We start from the raw sequence: 22,449 nt of genomic DNA on the forward strand, positions 1-22,449 counted from the left end.
GCCGCGGGTCGTCCTCCCGCGCCCGGGGCCCCGGGCACGGGAGGACGGACACCCGCCCCGCTGCCCGGCGGGCGCCGCCCGCCGGGCGCGCCCTACCCGGGGAGCCGTCCCGGGCGGTGGGCGGCGATCGGGTTCTCCAGCGTGCCGACCAGCTGGAGGGCCCCCGCGGGGTCGTCCAGGTTCACCATCTGGCGGTTGTCGCGGAGCTGGAGCCGGTTCAGGCAGGAGAGCGCGAAACGGTCCGCGAACACGTCGTAGCGCTCGAAGCGCTCGGACAGGTACGGGACCGACGCCTGGTAGTCGGCGACGCACTCCGCCACCGTCCGCCAGAAGTCCTCCTCCGCCAGGGCGCCCTCGTCGGCGAGGATGCCGTTGAGGAACCGCAGGAAGCAGTCGAAGACGTCGGTGAAGAGCGACAGCAGCCTCGTGTCCTCGGGGACGTCGGCGCGGATGCGCTCCACCGCCTCGGGCAGCTCCGCGTCCGCGCCCATCACCACGATCTCCTCGGCGATGTCCTTCATCAGCACCCGCTGGGGGACCCCGTCGCGCAGGACGAGGATCACGTTCTCCCCGTGGGGCATGAACACCAGGTCGTGCGCGTAGAACGCGTGCAGCAGCGGGACCAGGTAGGCGTCCAGGTAGCGGCGCAGCCACACGGCCGGGGCCAGGCCCGACTCGGCGATGAGCGCCCCGGCGAGGGAGCCGCCGTCCGCGTCGGTGTGCAGCAGCGACGCCATCGTCGCGAGCCGCTCCCCCCGGCCGAGCCTCGGCACCGGGCTCTCGCGCCACAGCCCGGCGATCATCTTCAGGTACGGCGAGCCCTTGGCGGCGGCCCGCGCGTAGTGCGAGGTCCGGTAGCCCACCGCGGCGCGCTCGCGCAGCACCCCGACCCCGGTCGCGCGCAGCACCGGGTCCTTGCCGACCAGGTCGGCCAGCCAGTCGTTGATCGCCGGGGTGGCCTCCATGTACTCCGCCGACAGCCCGCGCAGGAACCCCATGTTCAGCACCGACAGGGCCGTCTTGACGTAGTGCCTCTCCGGCTCGGAGGCGTTGAAGAAGGTGCGGATGGACTGCTGGGCCCGGTACTCGTCCGGCCCGTACCCCAGGCACACCAGGTCGCGGCGGGCCAGGTCGGCGGCGAAGGTCACCGAGAGCCGGTTCCACCACTGCCACGGGTGCACCGGCACCAGGTGGTAGTCGCCCGGGTCCAGGCCCAGGCCGGCCAGCTCGGCGTGGAAGGCGGCCAGGACGCGGTCGCCGAGCTCCGAGCGCAGGAAGGAGCCGGGGTCGGTGTCGGCGGAGTGGGAGAAGGTGGTGCGCGAGCGCCGCGCGGCCACCCACACCAGGCGCACCGGGGCCGCGGCCTCGGGGGCGTAGGCCAGGTACTCGTCGGACCCGAAGCCCAGGCGCCCGTTGTTGGCGACGAAGCACGGGTGGCCCTCGGTCATCCCCGCCTCGATCGCCTGGAAACCGGAGCGCGCCAGCTCCGCGGCGTCCGGCTGCGCGCCCGCCATGCGGAAGGCGCTGCTCGCCAGGGTGCTGGTGATCTCCTCCAGGTAGACCGGCAGGACCTCCTTCCCCAGGCCGAGGGTGTCGCGCAGGTCCAGCACGAGCTCCAGCGCGTCCAGGCCGTCCGTCGCCGCCGGGGAGCCGTCGCCGCCGGGGGCGCGGCGGACGATGCTGTCGGCGTCGATCCGCCAGTGGTCCAGGGCCATGACGCGCGCCGTGAACCGGTACTCGGCCCCGCTGTCGCAGCGGACGGTGTACGCGCCGTCGGCGCCGCGTTCGGGGGTGAGCAGCCGTTCGTGGGAGAACTCGGCCAGGGCCTTGCGGACGAGCAGCCGGTTGGCGCGCTCCCACAGGTCCGGGGACAGGTGGGCGACGCCCTCGCGGGGGTCGGTCGGGGCCCCGCCCGGCCGGGGGGCCCGCGGTTCGCGGGCGGTGTCCGAGGGGCCGGCGGGGTCCGCCGCGCGGACGCCCGGGGAGGGCTCCGCCGTGAAGGTCCCACCGGGGTGGCTGACGGTCATCTGTCGACTCCTCTCATGGTCGCGGCCGCCGCCAGGGCGGAGCGGAACCGGTCGCGGGTACAGGTGCTCAGGTAGGCGTCCTTGCCGCTCTCCCGGAGGGAGACGGTGGACTCGACCCGGAACCCCACCGCCTCGTTGAGCGCGTGGACGGGTCGGTTGCGCACGTCCGGCTCGACGACGACGCGCTCGGCCCCCGGGGCCGCGAAGGCCAGTTCCATGACCGTCGTGATGACGGCGCGGGTGAACCCGTGGACCGGGGTGTCGGCGGGCGCCACCAGGAAGTGCATCCCGATGTCGCCCGGCAGCACCTCGTAGTGGTGGGCCAGTTCGCTGTCCGCGGGCGAGTAGAGCTCCGCGAGGAAGACGGGCCGGCCCTCCCACGCGCCGATGTAGGCCTGCTCGTGGTCGGAGGCGTGCACGGCCCGGAACTGGCGGGCCACGTCCTCCTCGTCGGCCTCGGTCATCAGCCAGAAGCGGGCCCGGGGCTCGGTCAGCCACCCGTGCAGGAGCGGTATGTCGGCGTCGGGGTCGACGGGGCGGACACCGAACCGGCCCAGCTCGGGGTCGTCCCTGGTCAGCCCGGTCGGGAAACGGGCGGCAGGCGCGGGGCGGCTCATCGGTCGACCACCTCCGGCACCGCGTCCGGCCCCGCGGGGGCGGAGCCCCCGTCCCGGGCCCCGGGGTCCCGCGGCGCGGGCGCGCCGAACTCCTGGAAGGCGATCGAGCGCTCCACGGCGTAGGGCTCGCGGCCCAGCATCGCGCGGAGGATGTAGGAGTTGCGGTAGGCGCCCATCCCCAGGTCGGGGGAGACGAACCCGTGGGTGTGCAGCTCGGCGTTCTGCACGAACACCGCCCCGGGTGGGGCCTGCGCGCCCGGTCCCTCCGCGTCCCCGCCGGCGCCGTGGGCCTGCGCGTCCACCCGGTAGTCGCGGCGCACCCGGAAGCGCCCGGCCGCGTCCCAGGCCAGCCGGTCGGAGACGGGCCCCAGGAAGTCCGGCCGCCGGTACTGGTAGCCCGTGGCCAGGACCAGTCCCTGCGTGTCCAGGGTGAAGTCGCGCCCCTGGTCGGTGTTGCGCAGCTCCAGGCGGTAGCCGTCCCGCTCCGCCACCCGGGAGGCCCCGGTGACCTCGGTGCCGGTCAGCAGGCGCACGGGGGGCGGGCCGAGCCTGCTCTTGACGTAGAGCAGGTCGTAGATCGCGTTGATCACCTCGGTGTCGATGCCCTTGTACAGGTTCTTCTGGGAGCTCACCAGGCGGTCGCGGGTGGCGTCCGGGAGGGAGTGGAAGTGGTCGGCGTACTCCGGGGAGGTCATCTCCAGGGTGAGCTTGGTGTACTCCAGCGGGAAGAAGCGCGGCGAGCGCGTGACCCAGTTGAGCTGGTAGCCGTGCCTGTCCACGTCCTGGAGCAGGTCGTGGAAGATCTCGGCGGCGCTCTGGCCGCTGCCGACCACCGTGATGCTCCGCTTGGACCGGAGGTCCTCCCCGGCGTACAGGTAGTCCGAGCTGTGCACGGCGTCCCCGCCCAGGCCCCGGCAGGACTCGGGGACGTAGGGCGGGGTCCCGGTGCCGAGCACCAGGCGGCGCGCGCGGTGCAGGCCGGGCGCCCCGGTCGCGGTGTCGGTGCTGTGCAGCAGGTAGAGGGACCGGTCGGGGTCGTACTCCACGGCGTCGACCCGTCGGCCGAAGCGGACCGCGTCGCCCAGCTTGCGGGACGCCCAGCGGCAGTAGTCGTTGTACTCCGCGCGGAGGGGGTAGAAGCGCTCGCGGATGTAGAACGGGTACAGCCGCCCGGACTCCTTCAGGTAGTTGAGGAAGGAGTACGGCGAGGTGGGATCGGCCAGGGTGACCAGGTCCGACATGAACGGGGTCTGCAGTTCGGCGTCCTCCAGCAGCATGCCGCTGTGCCAGTCGAACTCCGGCTTCTGGTCGAGGAAGAGGCCGTCCAGCTCGGCGATGGGCGCGCTCAGGCAGGCCAGGCCGAGGTTGAAGGGGCCGAGGCCGATCGCGGCGAAGTCGTGGACCCGGTCCGCGCCGTGTGCGCCGGGGCTGTGGTCGCCTGTCAACGGGTCCTCCCGGAGGTGTGCGCGGGGTTGTGCGGAGCGCCGGTCGGCGCGGTGGACGGTGCGCCGACGGTTCCGGCGGCCGCGCCGTGCTCGGCGGCGTAGTGCTGGGCGTGTCCCGCGAGAAGGTCCAGGACCTCGGCGACGTCCTCCGGCGTGCTCCGGGGGTTGAGCAGGGTGAGCTTCAGGTACGGGCGGCCGTCGACCGTGGTGCGGGCGGCGACGGCGCGGCCCGAGGCCAGCAGGGCCTCCCGCGCGTACCGGTTGGCGCCGTCGGCGGTCTCCTCGTCGACCCCGGGCAGGGCGCACCGGAACACCAGGGTGCTGAGTGTGGGCCGTGTGACCACGGTGAACCGGGGGTCGGCGTCGAGCAGCGACCACCCGGCGGCGGCCAGGTCCAGCACGCTGTCGAAGAGCGCGCCCACGCCCTCGGCGCCCATCGTGCGCAGGGTCAGCCAGAGTTTGAGCGCGTCGAAGCGGCGCGTGGTCTGGAGGCTCTTGTCCACCTGGTTGGGGGCCAGGGCCGGGGTGCTGCCGTCGGAGCGGGAGTTGAGGTAGTCGGCGTGGTAGGTGACGTGGCGCAGGGACCGCCCCTCGCGCACCACCACGGCGCTGGAGCTGACCGGCTGGAAGAAGGACTTGTGGAAGTCCACGGTCACCGAGTCGGCGCGCTCGACGCCGCTCAGCAGGTGCCGGTGGCGCGAGACCAGCAGTCCGCAGCCGTAGGCCGCGTCGACGTGCATCCACAGTCCGTGGCGGGAGCACAGGTCGGCGATCCGGGGGAGGGGGTCGATGCTGCCGAAGTCGGTGGTCCCGGCCGTGGCGACCACCGCGACGGGGATCAGGTCCTCCTGGAGGCAGCGGCGCAGCTCGGCCGCCAGGGCGTCCGGGCGCATGCGGCGCCGGTCGTCGCAGGCCACGGTGATCACGGACTCGTAGCCCAGTCCGAGGAGCGCGGCCGACTTGGCGACGCTGAAGTGCCCGACCTCGGACGTCAGCACGCGCATCCGCGGCAGGAGCTCGGAGAGGCGGCCCCCGTGGCGCTCGTGGGCCTCGTCGCGGGCCATGAGCAGGGCCTGGAGGTTGGACTGGCTGCCGCCGCTGGTGAAGACCCCGTCGGCGTCCTCGCCGAAGCCGATGCGCCCGGCGGTCCAGTCGATCAGCCGCTGTTCGATGAGGGTTCCGCCGGCGCTCTGGTCCCAGGTGTCGAGGGAGGAGTTCACGGCGGACAGGACGGTCTCGCCCAGCAGGGCGGGCAGGACCACGGGGCAGTTCAGGTGGCCCATGTAGCGGGGGTGGTGGAAGTAGACGGCGTCGTCGAGGTAGAGGTGCTCGAGCTCGTCCAGGGCGGCGGCCGGGTCGTCGAGCGGGCGGTCCAGGTCGACCTTGTCCATTCCGGGGCGGAGGTCCTCGGCGGTGGCCCCCGTGAACGGCCGGTCCACCCGGGCGATCCGGGCGGCGACCCGGTCCACGGCGGAGCCGGCGAGGACGCGGTAGCGCTCGGCGCTGTGGGCGTCGAAGAGGTGGGCCCGGTGGTCGGTCCCCTGGACGGGCGGGGTATCGGGGGCGTCGTCGGCCCCGGCGTCCGTGGAGCCGCGTCCCCCGGTCGGCGGGTCCTGCACGGACCTCGCGAGGAAGGTCATGGGTCGTCCTCCTGAAGGCGGGCATGCCAAAGGCATCCGTTGGCCGGATGTGGGCATGAGGGGATGAACTGCGTCGATGCTGTGCAGGGATGCGAAATCCAAGCAAGGGGAGCCTAACCTAACAAAAAGGGGCTCGCACTGTGACCATCCCTACATGCCGAGATGGTTTAACTGCGGAGAGTCACCATTGGGGATGGCGTTCAGGGGGCTTTCGTCAGCTTTTGTGGTGGTTAGTTCTTTTCTCTGACGCGCGATGATCACAGGTGGCGGGCAGCAACGGCCCCGGGCCGACGGCCCTCGGCGCAAGACCCGGCGGGGACGTGCCACCGGGGGATCCGGCCGCGGGGCGGGGAGGGCGGCCGGGGCCGTACCGGGGCCGGGGCCGAGGAGGGCGCTCCCGTCAGGAGCGCTCCTGCCCACCCGGGCCCGCGGAGGGGGAGTCCTCCACGCCGCGGGGTCTGCGGCCGGTCGGGGGACGGGCCCCGGGGAGGCCCTGCGGCATGCACGCGGGGTGACGGCCGGGGCTCCTGCCGGCCCGGCGCCCGGTCCCGTCCGGCGCGGGCAGGCCCTGCGGCGCTACCGCTCCGGCCCGACCCGCCGTTCGAGGTACATGACGGTGGTGTTCTCCGAGAACCCGCTGCCGCGCATGAGGGCGAGGGAGGCCGTGTTGCCCGTCTCCACGTCGGTGAGGATCCGGGAGGCCCCGAGGGCCTCCAGCCCCGCGCAGCACTCACGGACCAGGCGTCCGGCGATCCCGTGGCCCCGGAGGCCGGGGTCCACGGCGATCCACTCCATGTAGCCCCAGTCGTCGCGGTGCTCGAAGCCCATCGAGCCGAGGACGAACCCGACGACCCGCGTGCCGCTCAGCGCCACCCGGCAGGAGGAGCGGGGGCTGTCCAGGTGGACGGCGGCCGCCGTGAGCGACCAGCCGGTGTACGGCAGGGCGCTCGTCTCGTACACCCGGCGCCCCAGGTCGAGGACCTCGGGAAGGTGCTCCACCGCCATGGGTCCGATGTCCGCCCCGGATCCCCGGGGGTCCGGCGCCGGCGCGCCCTCCTGCCGCTCCACTGGCTTTCCACCCTCCGCTGTCGGACACGGGCGCGTCCCGCGGGGTCGCGGGGCGCCCGGGGCTTCGCGGCCGGGGCGGGAGCGCCCCTCGCCGCGGGGACACCGCAGGTGGTCCCGCCCCCGCAGATTATGCCGGACACCGGGGCTTCGGCCGAGGACGCGCACCGTGCCGGGGCGCGGTGCCGCCTTGGCGCGGTGCGGGGACGGGGAGGACGCGGGCCGGGAGGTCCCGGGGGCGGCGGCCGGGGGCGCGGGCGTCGGCGCGTCCTGCCGTCGGGGCCCGTCGCCGGACGGGCCCCTGCGGATCAGCGGATGTTGATGTCGGTGCAGGCGTAGAAGGCGTTGCCGGTGTCGGCGATGTTCCAGCGGGCCAGGAGCTTGTGCCGCCCGTTGTACCCGGACAGGTCGACGTTGTGGGTCACCGTCGACCCGGGACGGGCGCCGTTGTCGTTGAACACGGCGATCCTCTGGTTCCCGATGAAGTACTCCCAGGTGCTGGTGGCGTGCGACACCGTCAGGGTCCAGGTGAAGGTCTGGGAGCGGCCCACGTCGGTGACCCGCCAGCCGCGGCTGTCGTCGTTGAGCTCGGAGAACCGTCCGACGCCGCCGTCGCAGCGCATCTGGCCCTTGGGGCCTTCGACGCTCTGCGGCTCCCAGCGGATGGAGCCGCATTCCACGGTGCCCGCGGCGCACTGGGCCTGGCGGCTCATGGGGTTGGAGACGTAGCCGTGCGCGGACGCGACGCCGGCGGGCATGAGGGTGAAGAAGAGGGCGGTGGCGGCCGCCACGGCGGTCGCGGCGCGGAGCCGGCGGGGGGACGAGCGCTTCATGCGCGGAGCCTTTCCTCGATGACCAGGGAGCGGAGGACCCGGGTCGGGGGGTGAGGCGAAGGTAGGCGGATCGTGACCCTCGGTCAAGGGTCGAGGTGGTCGCGGCGCCGGGCCGCCCCCGTACCGGGCGGGGTACCACCCGGGGGCGGCGGGGTCCCGGCCCGGTCGGTCGGCCTCCGGCGCGTTCCCGCTGAACAGCGGGGGGATCGGTCCCCGGCGGCGCCGGTCCGGTCGCGCCGTGAGTGGACCACTCCCGCCCTGACCACCGGACCACGGCCGGGGCTACATTCTCCTTACCCCGGGAGGAGGGGCCGGTTCCCGGGGCGCGGACCCGGCCCTCCCGCGGCGACGCCGCGGTGCACCGCGCGGTCCCGGTGCGCACGGAGTCCGGTGGCGGGGGAGCGCGGCGGCTCCCCCTCGGCTCGGGGAGGCGGACGGCGGCTCTCCGACGTGGCGCCGGTGCTCGACGGGCACGCCGCGGGGGCGGGGGCGTGCCCCGGCGGAAGCCCTCGGGAAGGCGCCCTCCGGGACGTCTCCCGGCGCGGCGGCCCCGGGGAACGCCGAAGGCCAGAGCCGAAGCTCTGGCCTTGGGTGATGCTGGTGGGCGATACAGGACTCGAACCTGTGACCTCTACCGTGTCGAGGTAGCGCTCTAACCAACTGAGCTAATCGCCCGCGTGAAGCGGTGTGAGGTGGAGACGGGATTCGAACCCGTGTAGACGGCTTTGCAGGCCGCTGCCTCGCCTCTCGGCCACTCCACCGAGTCACACGCAAGCGCCTGGGCGCCTTCGCGTCTCCTCCGAGCGGACGACGGGATTCGAACCCGCGACCCTCACCTTGGCAAGGTGATGCTCTACCAGCTGAGCCACGTCCGCTTGCTGCCTGGCCGGTGCCCGCGTCCTCCGCGGCCCCGCCGTGCTGCTGATAAGAACTTTAGCGGAAAGTCGTCAGACGGCAAATCGACGCAGGGAGGACCGGGTCCGCCGCCGGCTCCGGCCCGGCGCCGACCCGTGCGGGACGGCGCCGGCAACCCCGTGCGGGACGGCCGGAGCGGTGGCGCCCGCCCCCGGGGCGCCCGGGTGGACAATGGGGGCGCGCTGGTGCGACGACCGGGAGGCGGCATGGGCAGGAACGGCGACATCCGCGGCGACGCCCCCCGGGGCGGGGCCCCGGGCACACACGGGACGCCCGAGGGCGGGCGGACGCACGGAACACACGCGGACCACGGGTCCCACCTCTCATGGGCCCGGGCGCGCGCGGAGGCCGTGGCGCTGGGCGGGCTGCGGGGCGCGGAGCCGCGCGAGACCCCGCTGGAGCGGTCGCTGGGCGGGGTCCTCGGCGCGGACGTGCGGGCCCTGGTGGGGCTGCCCGCCTTCGACGCCTCCGCCATGGACGGCTTCGCGGTGGCGGGGCCGGGCCCCTGGCGGCTGGTCGGCAGGCGGCTCGCGGGCGCCCCCGCGGACGGCGCCGGCCTGCGTCCCGGCGAGGCGGTCGAGATCGCCACGGGGGCGAGGGTTCCCAAGGGCTCCGAGAGCGTCCTGCCGTACGAGCGCTCGGCGGTCCGCGGCGGCGTGGTGGAGGGCCGGGTGGAGCGCGGCCGCCACGTGCGGTGGGCGGGCGAGGAGACCGCGCCCGGTGAGACCGTTCTCACGAGGGGGACGGTGATCGGACCCGCGGCGCTCGGGCTGGCCGCGAGCCTGGGGCACGCGACCCTGCCCGTGGCGCGCCCGCGGGTGGCGGCCCTCGTGACGGGGGACGAGGTCGCCACGGAGGGCCTGCCCGGGGACGGGAGGGTGCGCGACGCCATCGGGCCGCTGCTGCCGGGGGTCGTCGACTGGGCCGGGGGCGCTCTCGTGTCCGTGCGGCACCTGGGCGACGACCGGTCGGCGCTCAGGGAGGCGGCGCGGGGCGCCGACGCCGACGTCGTCGCCGTGTGCGGCTCGTCCTCCCGGGGCCCGGCCGACCACTTCCGCGCGGTCCTGGACGACCTCGGGGCCACCGTCGTGGTGGACGGGGTCGCCTGCCGCCCCGGCCACCCGCAGCTGCTGGCGTACACGGACGGCGCCGTCTTCGTGGGGCTGCCCGGCAACCCGGGGGCGGCGCTGGTCGCCGCGGTGACGCTGCTGGCGCCCCTGCTGCGGGCCATGGCGGGCGCGGCCGAACCCCGGGGGAGCCTGCCCGCGGCCGTCCTGGACGGCGGGGTCGAGGCCCACCCGGTGGACACCAGGCTGGTCGCCGTGCGCCTGGTCGGCGGCCGTGCCGTGCCCGTCGGCCACGACCGCCCCGGCAGCCTCCGGGGCGCGGCCCTGGCCGACGCCTACGCGGTGGTGCCCCCGGCCTGGGACGGCGCCGAGGTGGAACTGGTCGGCCTCCCCTGAGGCGGAGGCGTCCGGCCGCCGCCGACGCGGGCCCCTGCCCGTCGGCGCCCGACACGCGTGTGGCCCCGGAGGGCGTCCTCCGGGGCCACGGGGCCTCTCTCCTCCCACCGGCCGTCCGGTGGTCCGTTCGGGCCCGGCGAAGAGCCGCGTGTCCGCGGGGGCCGGGCGGTGTTCCAGCCCATGTGCGGCACGACGGGCGCGCGCAGGCGGTCCACGGTCGACGGCGGTGCCTGCGGGAGCCCGGCCCCACCGCCCGCCGGACCGTCGTGGGCCGGGGCGGCTCGGCCGCGCCCCGCTACCGCGCGCCCCGGTCCGGGCCGCCCGCCGCGGACCCCGCGGCCGGCGTGCTCCCGGCCGTACCGGCCCCGTCCGGGGTGTCCGCGAGGACCTCGGTACCGGCGGGGCCCACCGCGACCGCGTCCGCGCCGTCCCCGTCCTCCGGGGTGGAGGACGGGGCCTCGACGGTCGGGTCGCCCACTCCCCGCAGCAGCACCCAGACCTGGGTGGCGGCGGCCAGGACGATCACCACGGCGATGACGCTGGTCAGGTGCATCCCGTCCGTGAACGCGGACCGGGCCGCGCCCATGAGGGCGTCGCCGGCGCCGCCGCCCAGGTCGGCGGCGGCGTTCGCGGCGCCGCCCAGGGTCTCCCTGGCCGCGTCGACGGCCTCCGCCGGAACGCCCTCCACACCGGTCAGCTGCGACCGGTAGGAGGCGGTCAGCACGCTGCCCAGCACGGCGACGCCCAGGGCCGCCCCGAGTTCGTAGGCGGTCTCGGAGATCGCCGAGGCCGCGCCCGCGCGCTCGGGCGGGGCCGCGGACATGATCGCGCCGTTGGTCAGCGTCTCGGCGAAGCCCGCGCCGGTGGAGATGAGCGAGAAGCCGAGCGCCACGGTCACCACGCCCGTGGTCACGCCGCTCTCCGGGGCCAGGACCAGGACGGCGAACCCGGACGCGGTCGTCAGCAGGGACCCGCCAATCACCGCGGCCAGGCTCAGGTGCCGCGACAGGCGCACCGCCACCAGGCCCGCGAGGACCGACAGGACGAGGCCGGGGACCAGCACGAGGCCGGCCCGCATGGGCGAGATGCCGAGGACCAGCTGGAGGTACTGCGTCAGGAAGAACAGCGACGACACCAGCGAGAACACGATCATCAGGTTCGTGGCGACGGCCACGCTGAACACGCGGTAGCGGAACAGGCCCACGTCGATGAGCGGGTCGCGGAGCTGCCGCTGGCGGCGCACGAACAGGTAGCCCAGGCCGAGGCCGACGGCCAGGGAGGCGATCGGCACGACGCCGAACCCCTCGGTGGCCAGCTTCTTGATCCCGTACACGGCGGGCAGCATCGCGGCCATGGACAGGACCGCGCTCAGGAGGTCCAGCCGCCCCGCGTCCGGGTTGCGCGACTCGCGGACCAGCAGCGGCACCAGGACCAGGATCAGCACCATGACGGGCAGGTTGATCAGGAAGACCGAACCCCAGGAGAAGTGCTCCAGGAGCCAGCCGCCCAGGATCGGGCCGAGCGCCGCGCCGCCGGAGAACCCGGAGGCCCAGATGGCGATGGCGAGCAGCCGCTGGCGCGCGTCGAGGAAGATGTTGCGCAGCAGGGACAGCGTGGACGGCATCAGCGAGGCGCCCGCCAGCCCGAGCAGGGCGCGGGCGAGGACCAGGGTCTGCGCCGTGGGTGAGAACGCGGCGATCAGCGAGGCGGCGCCGAACGCCGCCGAGCCGATCATGAGCAGGCGCCTGCGGCCGATCCGGTCGCCGAGCGAGCCCATGGTGATGAGCAGGCCGGCCAGGACGAAGCCGTACACGTCGACGATCCACAGCAGCTGGCCCGCGGTGGGCCGCAGGTCCTCGCTCAGCGCGGGGACGGCGAATCCGAGCACGGTCGAGTCGACCGAGATCAGGATCACGGGCAGGACCAGGACGGCGAGGGCGGCCCACTCCCGCGGCCCGGCGAGGGCCGGGGCCGCTCGGTCGCGTCCGTGCGCGTCGGTGGGGCCGGTTCCGGCCTTGGCGGAGCTCATCTTTCCTCGTTACGTGATCGCTGGTTGCGCGGCACCCCGACCGGGGCGCGGTGGAGGCCCGACGGGAGGCAGCGGACTCCGGGTCGGGAGGGGCGGGAAGTCTGGTCGACCGCGGGCACGCCGCAGGACTCTTCAACCGTCCAGACGGTACAGTACCGTCCGGACGGTACAGTGTCAATCGTGAACGCATCGAACACCCGCGACCGAATTCTCGACTCCCTCCAGGACATCCTCATCGGCGAGGGTTATTCCGGGGTGACCCTGGAGGCCGTCGCCCGCGCCGCCTCGGTGTCCAAGGGAGGGCTGCTCTACCACTTCCCGTCGAAGGCGGCGATGCTCACCGGGCTGATCGAGCGCCTGAGCGCGCTGGCGGAGGAGGAGTTCCGCGAGGCGCGGGAGGGCCCCGAGGGCGTGGTCCGCGTGTTCCTGCGCACATCCCTGCCGCAGAGCCCCGAGGAGCGCGAGCTGTACTGGGCCGTCATCGCCGCCCTGCGCGGCCGGGAGGACATGCCGGAGGAGGCCACCCGCAGGGTGCAGTACCTGTTCTCGCACTGGGGGGAGCTGCTGCACGACGAGCTCACCGACCCCGTCCTGGCCGAGATCATCCTGCGCGCCGGGGACGGGCTGTACATGGCGGCGATCGCCGGCCTGCCTCAGCCCGAGCCCGCGCTCACCCGGGAGATGATCGACCGCCTGGTCGAGGCCTCGGACAGGGTCCGCCGCCCCAGGTGAGGGGCGGCGCGGGCCGCGGGCTCCCCGGCGCGCGCCGCAGGGCGGGCCCGGGGAGCGGCGCCGGCTCAGGGCCGGAGCTGGAGGACCTGCACCTCCCTCGCGCCCACGGGGACCCGCACGGTCGGGGTGAAGCCCTGGCCCTCGTAGTACCGGATGAGCGCCCCGTCGCCGCCGGACCAGCAGTCCACGCGCACCAGGCCGATGCCCCGGTCGAGGGCCCGCCTCCGGGCGAAGGCGAGCAGCTCGCCGCCGACGCCGGCCCCGGTGTGCTCCCGGGAGACCAGCAGGAGGCGCACGTAGAGTTCGGGCTCCCCGGCCGGCGGCGCGTACGCGGGGGCCTCCTCGCGGACGGTCAGGACCCCGGCCGGGGAGCCCTCCGCCTCGGCCACCCACATCCCGTCGGAGACCAGGTCCTCGACGAGCCGCACCCGGTCGGGGTCGCGCGACCACGGTGCGTCGCCCCACTGCCCCGACCGCCCGCGCGCGGCCAGCCACGCGACGGTGCGGTCGAACATCTCCAGCACCGCCGGTAGGTCGGCCGGGCCTCCCTGCCGTAGCCTCATGTGTCCGCCTCACGCTTCGGGGAACGATCATGACCGGGACACGGTAGCGGTCCGGTGCGACGACCGGCACGCGGGGAGGGGCGCCCAGGACCCCGGTCCGGGTGTCGCCGCAAGCTCCGGAAGGTGACAATGTGGTGCTGTTCACGTGTCCGGGATCGTGGTTTACTTCCCAGTAACTTCGTAGCCGCCGCCGGGCCCCGCAGCAGTCGGGTGCCTGCCCACCCCGCGAGGTGAAGTGTGCACTACCTCTACGAGTGGGGCGTGCCGTGTCGACCGGGACGGCCCCCTTCGCGAGACTGTTGCCACCTCGCCGGAGCGTCCACGGGGTGAGAACACGCAGACGGGAAAGCGGGGGGCGGATGCACAGGCTCACCAACCAGGTACGACCGTACGCCTGGGGAGCGCGCACGGCCATCCCGCGCCTGCTGGGCGCCGACCCCGACGGCACGCCCCAGGCCGAGCTCTGGCTGGGCGCCCACCACGGCGCGCCCAGCACCGCCCACTGCGAGGACGGGCCCAGGCCCCTGCCCCGCCTGATCGCCGACGACCCGCACCGGGTGCTGGGGCACGGGACCGCCGAGCGGTTCGGCGGACGGCTCCCCTTCCTCCTCAAGTTCCTGGCCGCCGAGGCGCCCCTCTCCCTCCAGGTGCACCCCGACGCCACCCGCGCCCGGGCCGGGTTCGACGCCGAGGAGCGCGCGGGCATCCCCCTCGACGCCCCCCACCGCAACTACCGCGACCCCCACCACAAACCCGAGCTCCTGCTCGCCCTGGAGCCCTTCGAGGCGCTGTGCGGCTTCCGCGAGCCCGCGGCCACCCACGCCGAGCTGCGCGGGCTCACGTGCGAGCTGGCCGTGCTGCTGCGCGCGGACCTGGCGGTGCCCGACACCCACGCGGCCCTGCGCGCGGCCCTCACACGCCTGCTCACCCTCCCCGACCGCGGCAGGGAGCGCCTGCTCGACGAGTTCGTCGCCGAGTGGTCCGCGTCCGGCCCCCGGGGGACCCACGGCGACATCGTCGCCGACCTCGCCGTCCGCTACCCGGGCGATCCGGGCGCGGTCGCGTCGCTCCTGCTCAACAGGGTCACCCTGGGGCCGGGGCAGGCCCTGTTCCTGCCCGCCGGCAACCTGCACGCCTACCTCCAGGGGACGGCGGTCGAGGTGATGGCCAGCTCGGACAACGTGCTGCGCGCGGGGCTGACCGCCAAGCACGTGGACGCCCCCGAACTCCTGGACGTGGTGGACTTCTCGGTGCTGCCGATCCCCTACGCGCGGCCCGGCCTCCTGGACGGGAGGCGGGAGTTCCGCCCGGCCGCCCCCGAGTTCGCCCTGCACGAGATCGGGCCGGGCCGCGTCGCGGCCCACCTGCCGGGGGAGGGGCCCACGGTGGTGCTGGCCCTGCACGGGCGGGTGGAACTGGTGGCGGAGGTCGGCCAGGGCCTGACCCTGGAACGCGGGGAGTCGGTGTTCGTGCAGGCGGACAGCGGGCCGATCAAGGTCGAGGGGCACGGGCACGTCGTCGCGGCGACGGTCGGCTCCCGCTGACGGAGCGGTCCGCCGCACGCGTCGGACGGGGGCGCCGGCGCGGCCCGGGCGCGCGGGGAGGTGTCCGCGCGCCGATACCCTTGGCCTCTCTGTTCCCACCGAACACACAAGGGGTACCACCATGGCGCTCGAGCGTCCGGAGATCGACTTCATCGAGGGCCCGCCGCCCGCCGACCTGGAGATCACCGACATCAAGGTCGGCGAAGGCGCGCAGGCCGGCCACGGCAGCACCGTCGACGTCCACTACGTGGGCGTCGCCTTCTCCAGCGGAGAGGAGTTCGACGCCAGCTGGAACCGCGAAGGACCGCTGAGCTTCCAGCTGGGCGCCCGCCAGGTCATCGCCGGCTGGGACCAGGGCGTCCTGGGCATGCGCGTGGGCGGCCGGCGCAAGCTGGTCATCCCCCCGCACCTGGCCTACGGCGACCGCGGCGCCGGCGGCGCCATCAAGCCGGGCGAGACCCTGATCTTCGTCTGCGACCTCGTCGGCGTCCGCTGACCCGACCGGCGCCGGGGGCCGGTCCCCCGGACACGCGGAGCGCGGAGGGGCCCGCGCCGCGCCCGCGGGCGCGGCGCGGGCCCCTCCGTCCGCCTAGCCCAGGGTTGCGCCCACCTTGATGTGGCCCTTGAGCAGGTCGCGGGCGATCGTGCGGCGCTGGATCTCGTCGGTCCCCTCGAAGATGCGCAGCAGCCGGACGTCGCGGTAGAAGCGCTCGATCGGCAGTTCGCGGGTGTAGCCCATGCCGCCGTGGATCTGCATGACCCGGTCGACGATCTCGTTGGCCTTCACCCCGCCGAAGAGCTTGGCGATGGACTGCGCGTGGCGCGAGTCCCGCCCCACCGACACCTGCCAGGCGGCGTGCAGGACGAGCAGGCGCAGGGCCTCGATCTCGGTCTGGGAGTCGGCGATCATCCACTGGATGGCCTGGCGGTCGGCGATGGGCGCCCCGAACGTCTCGCGGGTCCGGGAGTACTCGATCGCCATGTCCAGCAGGCGCTCGCACCCGCCGAGCGCGCGGGCGGGCAGCAGGTAGCGGCCCTTGCCGATCCACTTCATGGCGAGGGAGAATCCGCGCCCCTCCTCGCCCAGGATGTTCTCGTGGGGCACGCGCACGTCCTGGAAGACCAGGGAGGCGGGGCGCCGCTCGCCCATGGTGTCGATGGGCTCGGAGGTCCAGCCCGCGTCGCGGTCGACGAGGAAGCAGGTCACGCCCCCGTCGGCGCCCTTCTCCGGATCGGTGACCGCGAAGACCATGGCGAAGTCGGCCTCGTTGCCCCCGGTGATGAAGGTCTTCTCGCCGTTGATCACCCACTCGTCGCCGTCGCGGACCGCGCGGGCGCGGATGGCCTTGGCGTCGGAGCCCGCGCCGGGCTCGGTGATGGCGAAGCAGGAGCGGCGCTCACCGGCGATCGTGGGCAGGAGGTAGCGCTCCTTCTGCTCCTCGTTGGCGTGGTACAGGATGTTGTCGGCCTCGCCGCCGAACTTGAAGGTCAGGAAGGTTCTGCCCAGTTCGATCTCGATGATCGCCGCGGTGACCGGGTCCAGGCCCATGCCGCCGTACTCGGTCGGCGTCTCCACGCCCCAGAAGTCGGACTTGCGGGCCAGTTCGCGCAGGCGGGTGCGCTCCTCGGAGTTCAGGCCGGGAGGGCGGCCCTCGCGCTCGCGGCGCAGCACCTCGTTCTCCAGCGGCATCAGCTCCCGCTCGACGAAGGTCCGCACCCAGTCGCGTACGGCGCGCTGTTCTTCGCTCAACGAGAAATCGATCACGGCCTGCTCCCCAGTAACCTAACAGTGTTCGGTTATTTGAGGGTACGGTGTGCCCGGCCGTGCGTGCAAGAGGTCGCGGCATCGGGGTTCCCACGCGTTCCGGCCGCGGACCGGCGGGGACCGGCTCCCCCGGCAGCGCCCCGCCGACACCGCGGGGACCCGGCGCCGGACGTGCGCCGCGTACTGACGTGCGATGATCGGGCCGGGCGCCGGACGGACCGGGCGCCTCCCGCAGTGGAGAGAGGGATCCCCCGTGGCCCGACCCAGGACGCCGATCCTGAGCAGACCCGCCATCCGACTGGCCGCGCTCACGCTCATCGACCGCGACGGTCTCGACGGGCTGTCGATGCGCAAGCTGGCCCAGGAGCTCGACGTGCAGGCCGCCTCCCTCTACAGCCACTACCGGACCAAGGAGGAGCTGCTCACCGAGGTCGCGGACGAGGTCACCGCCCACATCGACGTCTCGGGGTTCGACGGCGGAGACTGGCGCGAGGGCCTCACCGTCTGGGCGCGCTCCTACCGCGACGCCCTCGCCGAGCACCCCCACCTGCTCCCGGTCGTGTCCGCGGGCCCCGGCCGCCGGGAGGAGGCGCTGCGGCGCGCCGACGCCGTGCACGGCGGGCTCGTCGGCGCGGGCTGGCCGCCCCGCTACGCCACGATGATCGGCGCCTCCACGAAGTACCTCATCGTGGGAGCCGCGACCAACTCCTTCGCCCGGGGGTTCGACGACGACGTGCGCGTCTACCGGGACCGCTACCCCAACCTGTCACAGGCCCACCGGCTCGCCGAGCACGCCGCGGAGATCGACGACGCGAGCTTCGAGCTGGCCCTGTCGGCCTTCCTGGACGGGCTCACCGACGTCTTCGCCAGGGTGCGGGTCACACCCCACGACTGACCGCGCACGCGGGAAGGCGCGGCGCGGTCCCCGTCCAGGACCGCGCCGCGCCGGCTGTCCGGGTCCCCGGACCCGCGGGCTCAGGAGCCGGTCGGCCTCGTCTCGGCGTTGCCCTCGATGGCGGTGCGCTCCAGCCGGTCCAGCAGGGAGCCGTTCGCCGGCACGGTCCGCAGGGCGACCTCCTTGCCGTACCTGATCCGGGCGAACGCCTCCGGGAGCCGCGCCTCCAACCGCCGGTACGCGACCCGGCCGAGCCACCACGCCGCGAGCGCCCCGTTGAGCACGCCCACCGGCGCCGCCGCCCACGGGAGGCCGGCCAGGCCGAGGAACACGGCGGCGAGCACGGCGGGCGCCGACAGCAGCGGCAGGGCCACCAGCGCGATCCACACCTGCACCTGGTTGTCGCCCGAGTCGTTGGCGTCCACCCTCAGCTGCGGGTCCACCCCGGGGGAGAGAGCCACCACCGACAGCAGGAGCGCGAGCCCGCTCCCCACGCCGAAGAACACCGCCATCCCGGTGACCGCGTACGGCCACGCCCAGGGCGAGCCCGTCGCCACGACGAACACCGCGCTCAGCAGGGACGCGCCCGGCACGGTCAGCAGCAGGATCGCCACCTGGCGGCCGCGCACGTCCGCCCGCACCGTGTCCCGGCCCTGGCCGACCACCGACAGCCACAGCGCGGTCCCGTCGTGCCCGTACATGTTCGAGGTGGCCAGCGCCATGATGAAGGCCGCGATCACCCCGGCGAACGGGGCGAAGAAGGAGAACGTGCCGCTGGACCAGGCCAGCAGGCCGATGAACAGCGCCGCCCACAGCGACGCGCGCAGTTCCAGGCCGCGCCACGGGTCGCGCCACCACTGGCGCAGCTCCTTGCCGACCACCGCGCCCAGGGGGGTGTCCGGCAGCAGGGGGAACCGGGGCCCGCGGGCCGTCGGCGGGCGCGCGCCCAGGGGCCTGCCCCGGCGCCGCACGCCGCGCGCCCCGACCCGCGGGGCCAGCAGTACGGCGGTCACCGCGACCAGCGCCCAGGTGAGCAGCGCCAGCGCGCCGATCCAGGCGGAGGCCGCCCCCCAGGACCCCGCGGCCGCGGCCTGGACGGCGAGCACCGGCCAGGAGGTCGGCAGGGCGGACAGCACCGCGCCGACCGCGCCCTCGCCCAGACCGTTCTCGCTCAGGGCCAGGGTCGCTGTGAACGCGGGCTGGACCGCCATCCACCCGAAGAAGATCCCGGCGAGGATCAGGCCCCACTGCACCGACGCGATCTCCATCCCCAGCCGCGAGTGCATCGCCGCGCCCAGGGCGCGGAACACCAGCCGGGACAGCGAGACCACGAACACCCACAGCAGCAGGACCCCCGGGACCGCCACCAGCAGGGCCGCCGGGTCCACCGCCAGCGCGTGCCAGGCCAGGGCGGACAGCGCCGCCAGGGTCAGGGCGGGGCCGATGTCGAAGAACATGGTCAGCAGCAGGATCGCGCCCAGACGGCGCCGGTCCAGGGGCAGCAGCGCGAAGTACTGCGAGCGCAGGACCCCCGTGCCGTTGGCGACGGTCGGACCGAGCATCCACGCCGCGGCCCACACCGCGAACACCAGGGACAGCAGGTCCGCCCGCACGGCGTCCGAACCGGCCGCCAGGGCGAAGTACCAGGTGGTGCCGAGACCGAGGACCGCGAGGGCGGTCCCGAACAGGCGCGTCCCCCTCGGGGAGTGGCCCAGCAGGGTGAACCTCAGCCGGATCAGGAGGACAGCCACGCCAGTTCCCCCTCCCCGACCTCGCGGGCGCCCACCAGGCGGACGAAGGTGTCCTCCAGGGTGGCGTCCGCCCCCCGCACGTCCGCCAGGGACCCGTCGGCCAGCACCCGGCCCCGGGCGATGACGGCCACCCGGTCGGTCAGCTGCTCCACCAGCGCCATCACGTGGCTGGAGACCACCACCGTGCCGCCGCCGTCGGTGAACCGCCGCAGGATCGCCGTCAGCACCCTCGCCGACACCGGGTCCACCGCCTCGTACGGCTCGTCGAGCACGAGGACCTTCGGGGCGTGCAGCAGGGCGGTGGCCAGGCCGATCTTCTTGCGCATGCCGGTCGAGTACTCCGCGACCAGGACCGAGTCCGCCTCGGCCCCGTCCAGCTCCAGCACGCGCAGCAGTTCCTCGGTCCGGGCCCGGACCACCTCCCGTCCGAGCCCCCGCAACCGCCCCCAGTAATCGAGGAGCTCGCCGCCGGTCAGGCGCTCCGGCAGGGCCAGGCCGTCCGGCAGCACCCCCAGCAGGCGCTTGGCGGAGACCGGGTCCCCCCACACGTCCGTGCCCAGGACCCGCGCGGTCCCGCTGTCCGGGCGGAGCAGCCCCACCGCCATGGACAGCGACGTGGTCTTGCCGGCCCCGTTGGGGCCGACCAGCCCGAGCATCGCCCCGCGCGGGACGGACAGGGACACCCCGTCGGCCGCCCTGGTCTCGTTGAAGGTCTTGGTCAGCCCGTCCAGTTCCAGCGCGGGCACGTCGTCGCTCATACCCCCATGCTCACGCTGCGGGGACCCGGGCGCATCGTCCGAGTGGTCATGGCCGATCGGCCGATCGGCCGCCCGGGGGGCGGTCCCCGGACAGAGGCGGACGGGGGGCGGCGGTTCTAGGCTGGTGGCGACGAGAGGGAGGGCGGCCAGTGCGCACCACGCCGGCGGCGACCGGGGGGAAGGACGGGGAAGGGGCGGCGCCCGGGGCCGCGGGGACGCCCGGGGGCTCCCGCCGGCGGTGGCGGGACACGGCCGTGGACGCCCTCCTGTTCGCCACCGCCTTCCTGTGGTGGCTGAACGTCTCCGTCGGCTACTTCGCCGGGCACCTCATCGGCCTGTCGCACTATGTGCCGGAGTGGCTCTTCGTGCCCGACGCCGTCTCCGGGGCGCTCGGCTGCCTGGTGCTCCTCCTGCGCCGCAGGCGCCCCCTCGCCGTGGCCCTGGTCCTGTGCGTCCTGGCGGCCTTCTCCAACTCGGTCACCGCCGCCCTGGTCGTCGGCCTCGTCGGCCTCGCCATCCGCCGCCCCTGGCAGCAGGCGGCGTGGGTGGTGGCGCTGACCATGCTCCTGGGCCTGCCCTGGCTCGTCACCGTGCCGCCCGGCCGGGTCGAGAGCGTCCTCTCCGTCGCGCTCGCGGCCTCCCTCGTCACGGGCAGCGTCGGCTGGGGCGTCGCCGTCCGCGCCCGCCGCCAGCTGGTGGAGCGCCTGCGGGCCGACGTCCGGCGCGAACGCGCGGACCGGGATCGGCGGCTGGAGGACGCCCGCTCCGAGGAACGGCGCCGTATCGCCAGGGAGATGCACGACGTGGTCGCGCACCGCATGTCCCTGCTGTCGGTGCACGCCGGAGCCCTCGCCTACAGGACCGAACGGGCCGAGGCGGGCGCCGCCGCGCCGCTGGAGGCCGCGGAGCTCGGCGCCGCGGTCCGGGTCATCCGGGACAACGCGCACCGCGCCCTGGAGGAGCTCAGCGGGGTCCTGGAGGTCCTGCGCTCCACGGACACCCTGCCGGGCGGGGCGGACGACCACGCCGGCACCGCCGCGCCCGCGGCGGGGCTCGCCGGCGCCGGGCGGCTGGTCGGGGAGGCGGTCGCCGCGGGGCAGCGGGTGGGGTGGGAGCTCGACGTCCCCGCCGGGGCCGAGCCGGGGGGACAGGTGGCGCGCACCGTCTACCGGGTGGTGCAGGAGGGGCTGACCAACACGCGCAAGCACGCCCCGGGGGCCAGGGTGGCCGTGCGGGTGGCCGGCGGCCCGGGGCGGGGCGTGGAGGTGTCGGTGACCAGCGCACTGCCGGTCGGGGTGGTCTCCGGCGAGATCCCGGGCGCGGGCGCGGGCCTGACCGGGCTGGCCGAGCGGGTCGCGCTGGAGGGCGGCGAGCTGTTCCACGGGGCGGAGGGCGGGGTGTTCCGCCTGTCCGCGACCCTGCCGTGGCCGGAACCCCCGGAGGTGCCATAGTGGTGGCCGTGCCTACCGACCCCGTGCGCGTACTCCTCGTCGACGACGACCCCCTGGTGCGTGCGGGGCTGCGGATCATGCTCTCCGGCGACGACCGCATCGAGGTCGTGGGCGGGGCGGGCGACGGCTCCGAGGTCGCCGCGGCCGTCGCCGAGCACCGCCCCGACGTGGTGCTGATGGACGTGCGCATGCCCGGCGTGGACGGGATCACCGCCACCGAGGGCCTGCGCGGCGGAGCGCCGGGCGGGGAAGGCGCACGGCCCCAAGTCATCGTCCTGACCACGTTCGACGCCGACGCCACGGTGGTGCGGGCCCTGCGGGCGGGCGCCGCCGGATACCTGCTCAAGCACACCGAGCCCGCGCGCATCGTGGAGTCGGTGCTCCGCGCCGCGGCCGGCGAGCCCGTGCTCTCGCCGGGCGTGGCCCGCGCGCTGATGGACCGGGTGGCCGGGGAGGACCCGGCCGAGCGCTCCGAGGCGCCCACCCGCAGGGAACGGGCACGGCAGAGGTTGGAGCTGCTCACGGAGCGGGAGCGGGAGGTCGCCGAGGCCGTGACCGCGGGGCTGTCCAACGCGGAGATCGCGGAACGCCTGTACATGTCCATGGGGACGGTGAAGTCCCACGTGTCCAGCGCGCTCGCCAAGCTGGACCTGACCGGCCGCGTGCAGCTGGCCCTGCTCACCCACGACGCGCGGTCGGAGGACTGACCGGAGCGGTGCGGCGCGCGCCGGGCACGGCGGGGCGGGCCCCGGGCACGGCGGAGTGGGGCAGGCCCGGGGACCCCCCTGTTCCCAGCGAACCGCACGCCGCCCCGGGGCGCCAGACGGTTCCCGGGCCTGTGGACGGCGCGTCGACGCCGCGGGGGGCGGGCGTGCCCGGTCGCGGCCCCCGCCCGCCGCACCCGCCCGCGGGCATCGCGCCGCGGCCCCGCCGTCGTCGGTCGCCCGCGCGGCCCC

Annotated in this window: 18 protein-coding genes and 3 tRNA genes; 7 read left to right on the forward strand and 14 right to left on the reverse strand. The window is 75.0% G+C overall.

Translation table 11 applies throughout. The features are described from left to right. Nucleotides 1-92: 92 nt before the first annotated feature. The 9 genes from ACQPYD_RS07425 to ACQPYD_RS07465 all read right to left on the reverse strand — a co-directional run bounded on the left by ACQPYD_RS07425 (nucleotide 93) and on the right by ACQPYD_RS07465 (nucleotide 8,502). On the reverse strand, nucleotides 93-2,027 hold the full coding sequence (locus ACQPYD_RS07425) for an IucA/IucC family protein (protein ID WP_433700333.1): 1,935 nt from the start codon (nucleotides 2,025-2,027) through the stop codon (nucleotides 93-95). Next, nucleotides 2,024-2,644, reverse strand: coding sequence for a GNAT family N-acetyltransferase (locus ACQPYD_RS07430; protein ID WP_433700334.1), 621 nt, complete (start codon nucleotides 2,642-2,644; stop codon nucleotides 2,024-2,026). Before ACQPYD_RS07430 ends, ACQPYD_RS07425 begins: the two co-directional genes overlap by 4 nt. Continuing rightward, on the reverse strand, nucleotides 2,641-4,089 hold the full coding sequence (locus ACQPYD_RS07435; protein ID WP_433700335.1) for a lysine N(6)-hydroxylase/L-ornithine N(5)-oxygenase family protein: 1,449 nt from the start codon (nucleotides 4,087-4,089) through the stop codon (nucleotides 2,641-2,643). The genes ACQPYD_RS07430 and ACQPYD_RS07435 overlap by 4 nt, the downstream gene beginning before the upstream one ends. Then, complete coding sequence (locus ACQPYD_RS07440; RefSeq protein WP_433700336.1) at nucleotides 4,086-5,729, reverse strand: pyridoxal phosphate-dependent decarboxylase family protein; 1,644 nt, start codon at nucleotides 5,727-5,729, stop codon at nucleotides 4,086-4,088. The genes ACQPYD_RS07435 and ACQPYD_RS07440 overlap by 4 nt, the downstream gene beginning before the upstream one ends. Nucleotides 5,730-6,305: 576 nt before the next feature. After that, nucleotides 6,306-6,734 (reverse strand): GNAT family N-acetyltransferase, encoded by a 429-nt coding sequence (locus tag ACQPYD_RS07445; protein ID WP_433700337.1) that lies wholly within the window; start codon nucleotides 6,732-6,734, stop codon nucleotides 6,306-6,308. A gap of 368 nt (nucleotides 6,735-7,102) precedes the next feature. Beyond that, complete coding sequence (locus ACQPYD_RS07450; RefSeq protein WP_433700338.1) at nucleotides 7,103-7,627, reverse strand: lytic polysaccharide monooxygenase auxiliary activity family 9 protein; 525 nt, start codon at nucleotides 7,625-7,627, stop codon at nucleotides 7,103-7,105. A 598-nt stretch (nucleotides 7,628-8,225) separates the two neighbouring features. Then, nucleotides 8,226-8,302: transfer RNA gene (locus ACQPYD_RS07455), tRNA-Val, on the reverse strand. Between the two features lie 15 nt (nucleotides 8,303-8,317). Beyond that, a tRNA-Cys gene (locus tag ACQPYD_RS07460) sits at nucleotides 8,318-8,388 on the reverse strand. 41 nt (nucleotides 8,389-8,429) lie between these two features. Continuing rightward, a tRNA-Gly gene (locus tag ACQPYD_RS07465) sits at nucleotides 8,430-8,502 on the reverse strand. A 246-nt stretch (nucleotides 8,503-8,748) separates the two neighbouring features. Here ACQPYD_RS07465 and ACQPYD_RS07470 point away from each other — a divergent pair. Continuing rightward, nucleotides 8,749-10,005, forward strand: a complete 1,257-nt coding sequence (locus ACQPYD_RS07470; protein ID WP_433700339.1) for a molybdopterin molybdotransferase MoeA — start codon at nucleotides 8,749-8,751, stop codon at nucleotides 10,003-10,005. A gap of 295 nt (nucleotides 10,006-10,300) precedes the next feature. On the opposite strand, the gene ACQPYD_RS07475 is transcribed toward ACQPYD_RS07470, so the two are convergent. Further along, on the reverse strand, nucleotides 10,301-12,034 hold the full coding sequence (locus ACQPYD_RS07475; RefSeq protein ID WP_433700340.1) for an MFS transporter: 1,734 nt from the start codon (nucleotides 12,032-12,034) through the stop codon (nucleotides 10,301-10,303). A 180-nt stretch (nucleotides 12,035-12,214) separates the two neighbouring features. On the opposite strand from ACQPYD_RS07475, the gene ACQPYD_RS07480 reads away from it, so the two are divergent. Further along, complete coding sequence (locus ACQPYD_RS07480; protein ID WP_433700341.1) at nucleotides 12,215-12,766, forward strand: TetR/AcrR family transcriptional regulator; 552 nt, start codon at nucleotides 12,215-12,217, stop codon at nucleotides 12,764-12,766. Nucleotides 12,767-12,831: 65 nt separating this feature from the next. Here ACQPYD_RS07480 and ACQPYD_RS07485 read toward each other — a convergent pair whose 3' ends face one another. Further along, a complete protein-coding gene (locus ACQPYD_RS07485) occupies nucleotides 12,832-13,329 on the reverse strand; it encodes a GNAT family N-acetyltransferase (RefSeq protein WP_267948730.1) in 498 nt (165 codons plus the stop codon). A 359-nt stretch (nucleotides 13,330-13,688) separates the two neighbouring features. Between ACQPYD_RS07485 and manA the strand changes: the two genes are divergently transcribed. Together manA and ACQPYD_RS07495 are read left to right on the forward strand one after the other, a co-directional pair. Beyond that, on the forward strand, nucleotides 13,689-14,873 hold the full coding sequence (gene manA / locus ACQPYD_RS07490) for a mannose-6-phosphate isomerase, class I (RefSeq protein WP_433700342.1): 1,185 nt from the start codon (nucleotides 13,689-13,691) through the stop codon (nucleotides 14,871-14,873). Between the two features lie 121 nt (nucleotides 14,874-14,994). Continuing rightward, the gene (locus tag ACQPYD_RS07495; protein WP_433700343.1) at nucleotides 14,995-15,369 is read left to right on the forward strand and encodes an FKBP-type peptidyl-prolyl cis-trans isomerase; all 375 of its coding nucleotides are present in this window, start codon (nucleotides 14,995-14,997) and stop codon (nucleotides 15,367-15,369) included. Nucleotides 15,370-15,462: 93 nt separating this feature from the next. Here the strand turns inward: ACQPYD_RS07495 and ACQPYD_RS07500 are convergent, their stop codons facing one another. Then, nucleotides 15,463-16,638 (reverse strand): acyl-CoA dehydrogenase family protein, encoded by a 1,176-nt coding sequence (locus ACQPYD_RS07500; protein ID WP_433700344.1) that lies wholly within the window; start codon nucleotides 16,636-16,638, stop codon nucleotides 15,463-15,465. A 253-nt stretch (nucleotides 16,639-16,891) separates the two neighbouring features. On the opposite strand from ACQPYD_RS07500, the gene ACQPYD_RS07505 reads away from it, so the two are divergent. Continuing rightward, on the forward strand, nucleotides 16,892-17,533 hold the full coding sequence (locus ACQPYD_RS07505; protein ID WP_433700345.1) for a TetR/AcrR family transcriptional regulator: 642 nt from the start codon (nucleotides 16,892-16,894) through the stop codon (nucleotides 17,531-17,533). A gap of 80 nt (nucleotides 17,534-17,613) precedes the next feature. Here the strand turns inward: ACQPYD_RS07505 and ACQPYD_RS07510 are convergent, their stop codons facing one another. Together ACQPYD_RS07510 and ACQPYD_RS07515 are read right to left on the reverse strand one after the other, a co-directional pair. After that, nucleotides 17,614-19,284, reverse strand: coding sequence for a hypothetical protein (locus ACQPYD_RS07510; protein WP_433700346.1), 1,671 nt, complete (start codon nucleotides 19,282-19,284; stop codon nucleotides 17,614-17,616). Further along, nucleotides 19,269-20,042, reverse strand: coding sequence for an ABC transporter ATP-binding protein (locus tag ACQPYD_RS07515; protein ID WP_433700347.1), 774 nt, complete (start codon nucleotides 20,040-20,042; stop codon nucleotides 19,269-19,271). Before ACQPYD_RS07515 ends, ACQPYD_RS07510 begins: the two co-directional genes overlap by 16 nt. 254 nt (nucleotides 20,043-20,296) lie before the next feature. Here ACQPYD_RS07515 and ACQPYD_RS07520 point away from each other — a divergent pair, with 254 nt between their 5' ends. After that, complete coding sequence (locus ACQPYD_RS07520; RefSeq protein ID WP_433700348.1) at nucleotides 20,297-21,493, forward strand: sensor histidine kinase; 1,197 nt, start codon at nucleotides 20,297-20,299, stop codon at nucleotides 21,491-21,493. Continuing rightward, the gene (locus ACQPYD_RS07525) at nucleotides 21,493-22,200 is read left to right on the forward strand and encodes a response regulator (protein ID WP_433700349.1); all 708 of its coding nucleotides are present in this window, start codon (nucleotides 21,493-21,495) and stop codon (nucleotides 22,198-22,200) included. Before ACQPYD_RS07520 ends, ACQPYD_RS07525 begins: the two co-directional genes overlap by 1 nt. The last annotated feature ends 249 nt before the right edge of the window (nucleotides 22,201-22,449 follow it).

Source organism: Nocardiopsis sp. CA-288880 (assembly GCF_050955985.1).
GTDB lineage: Bacteria > Actinomycetota > Actinomycetes > Streptosporangiales > Streptosporangiaceae > Nocardiopsis > Nocardiopsis tropica.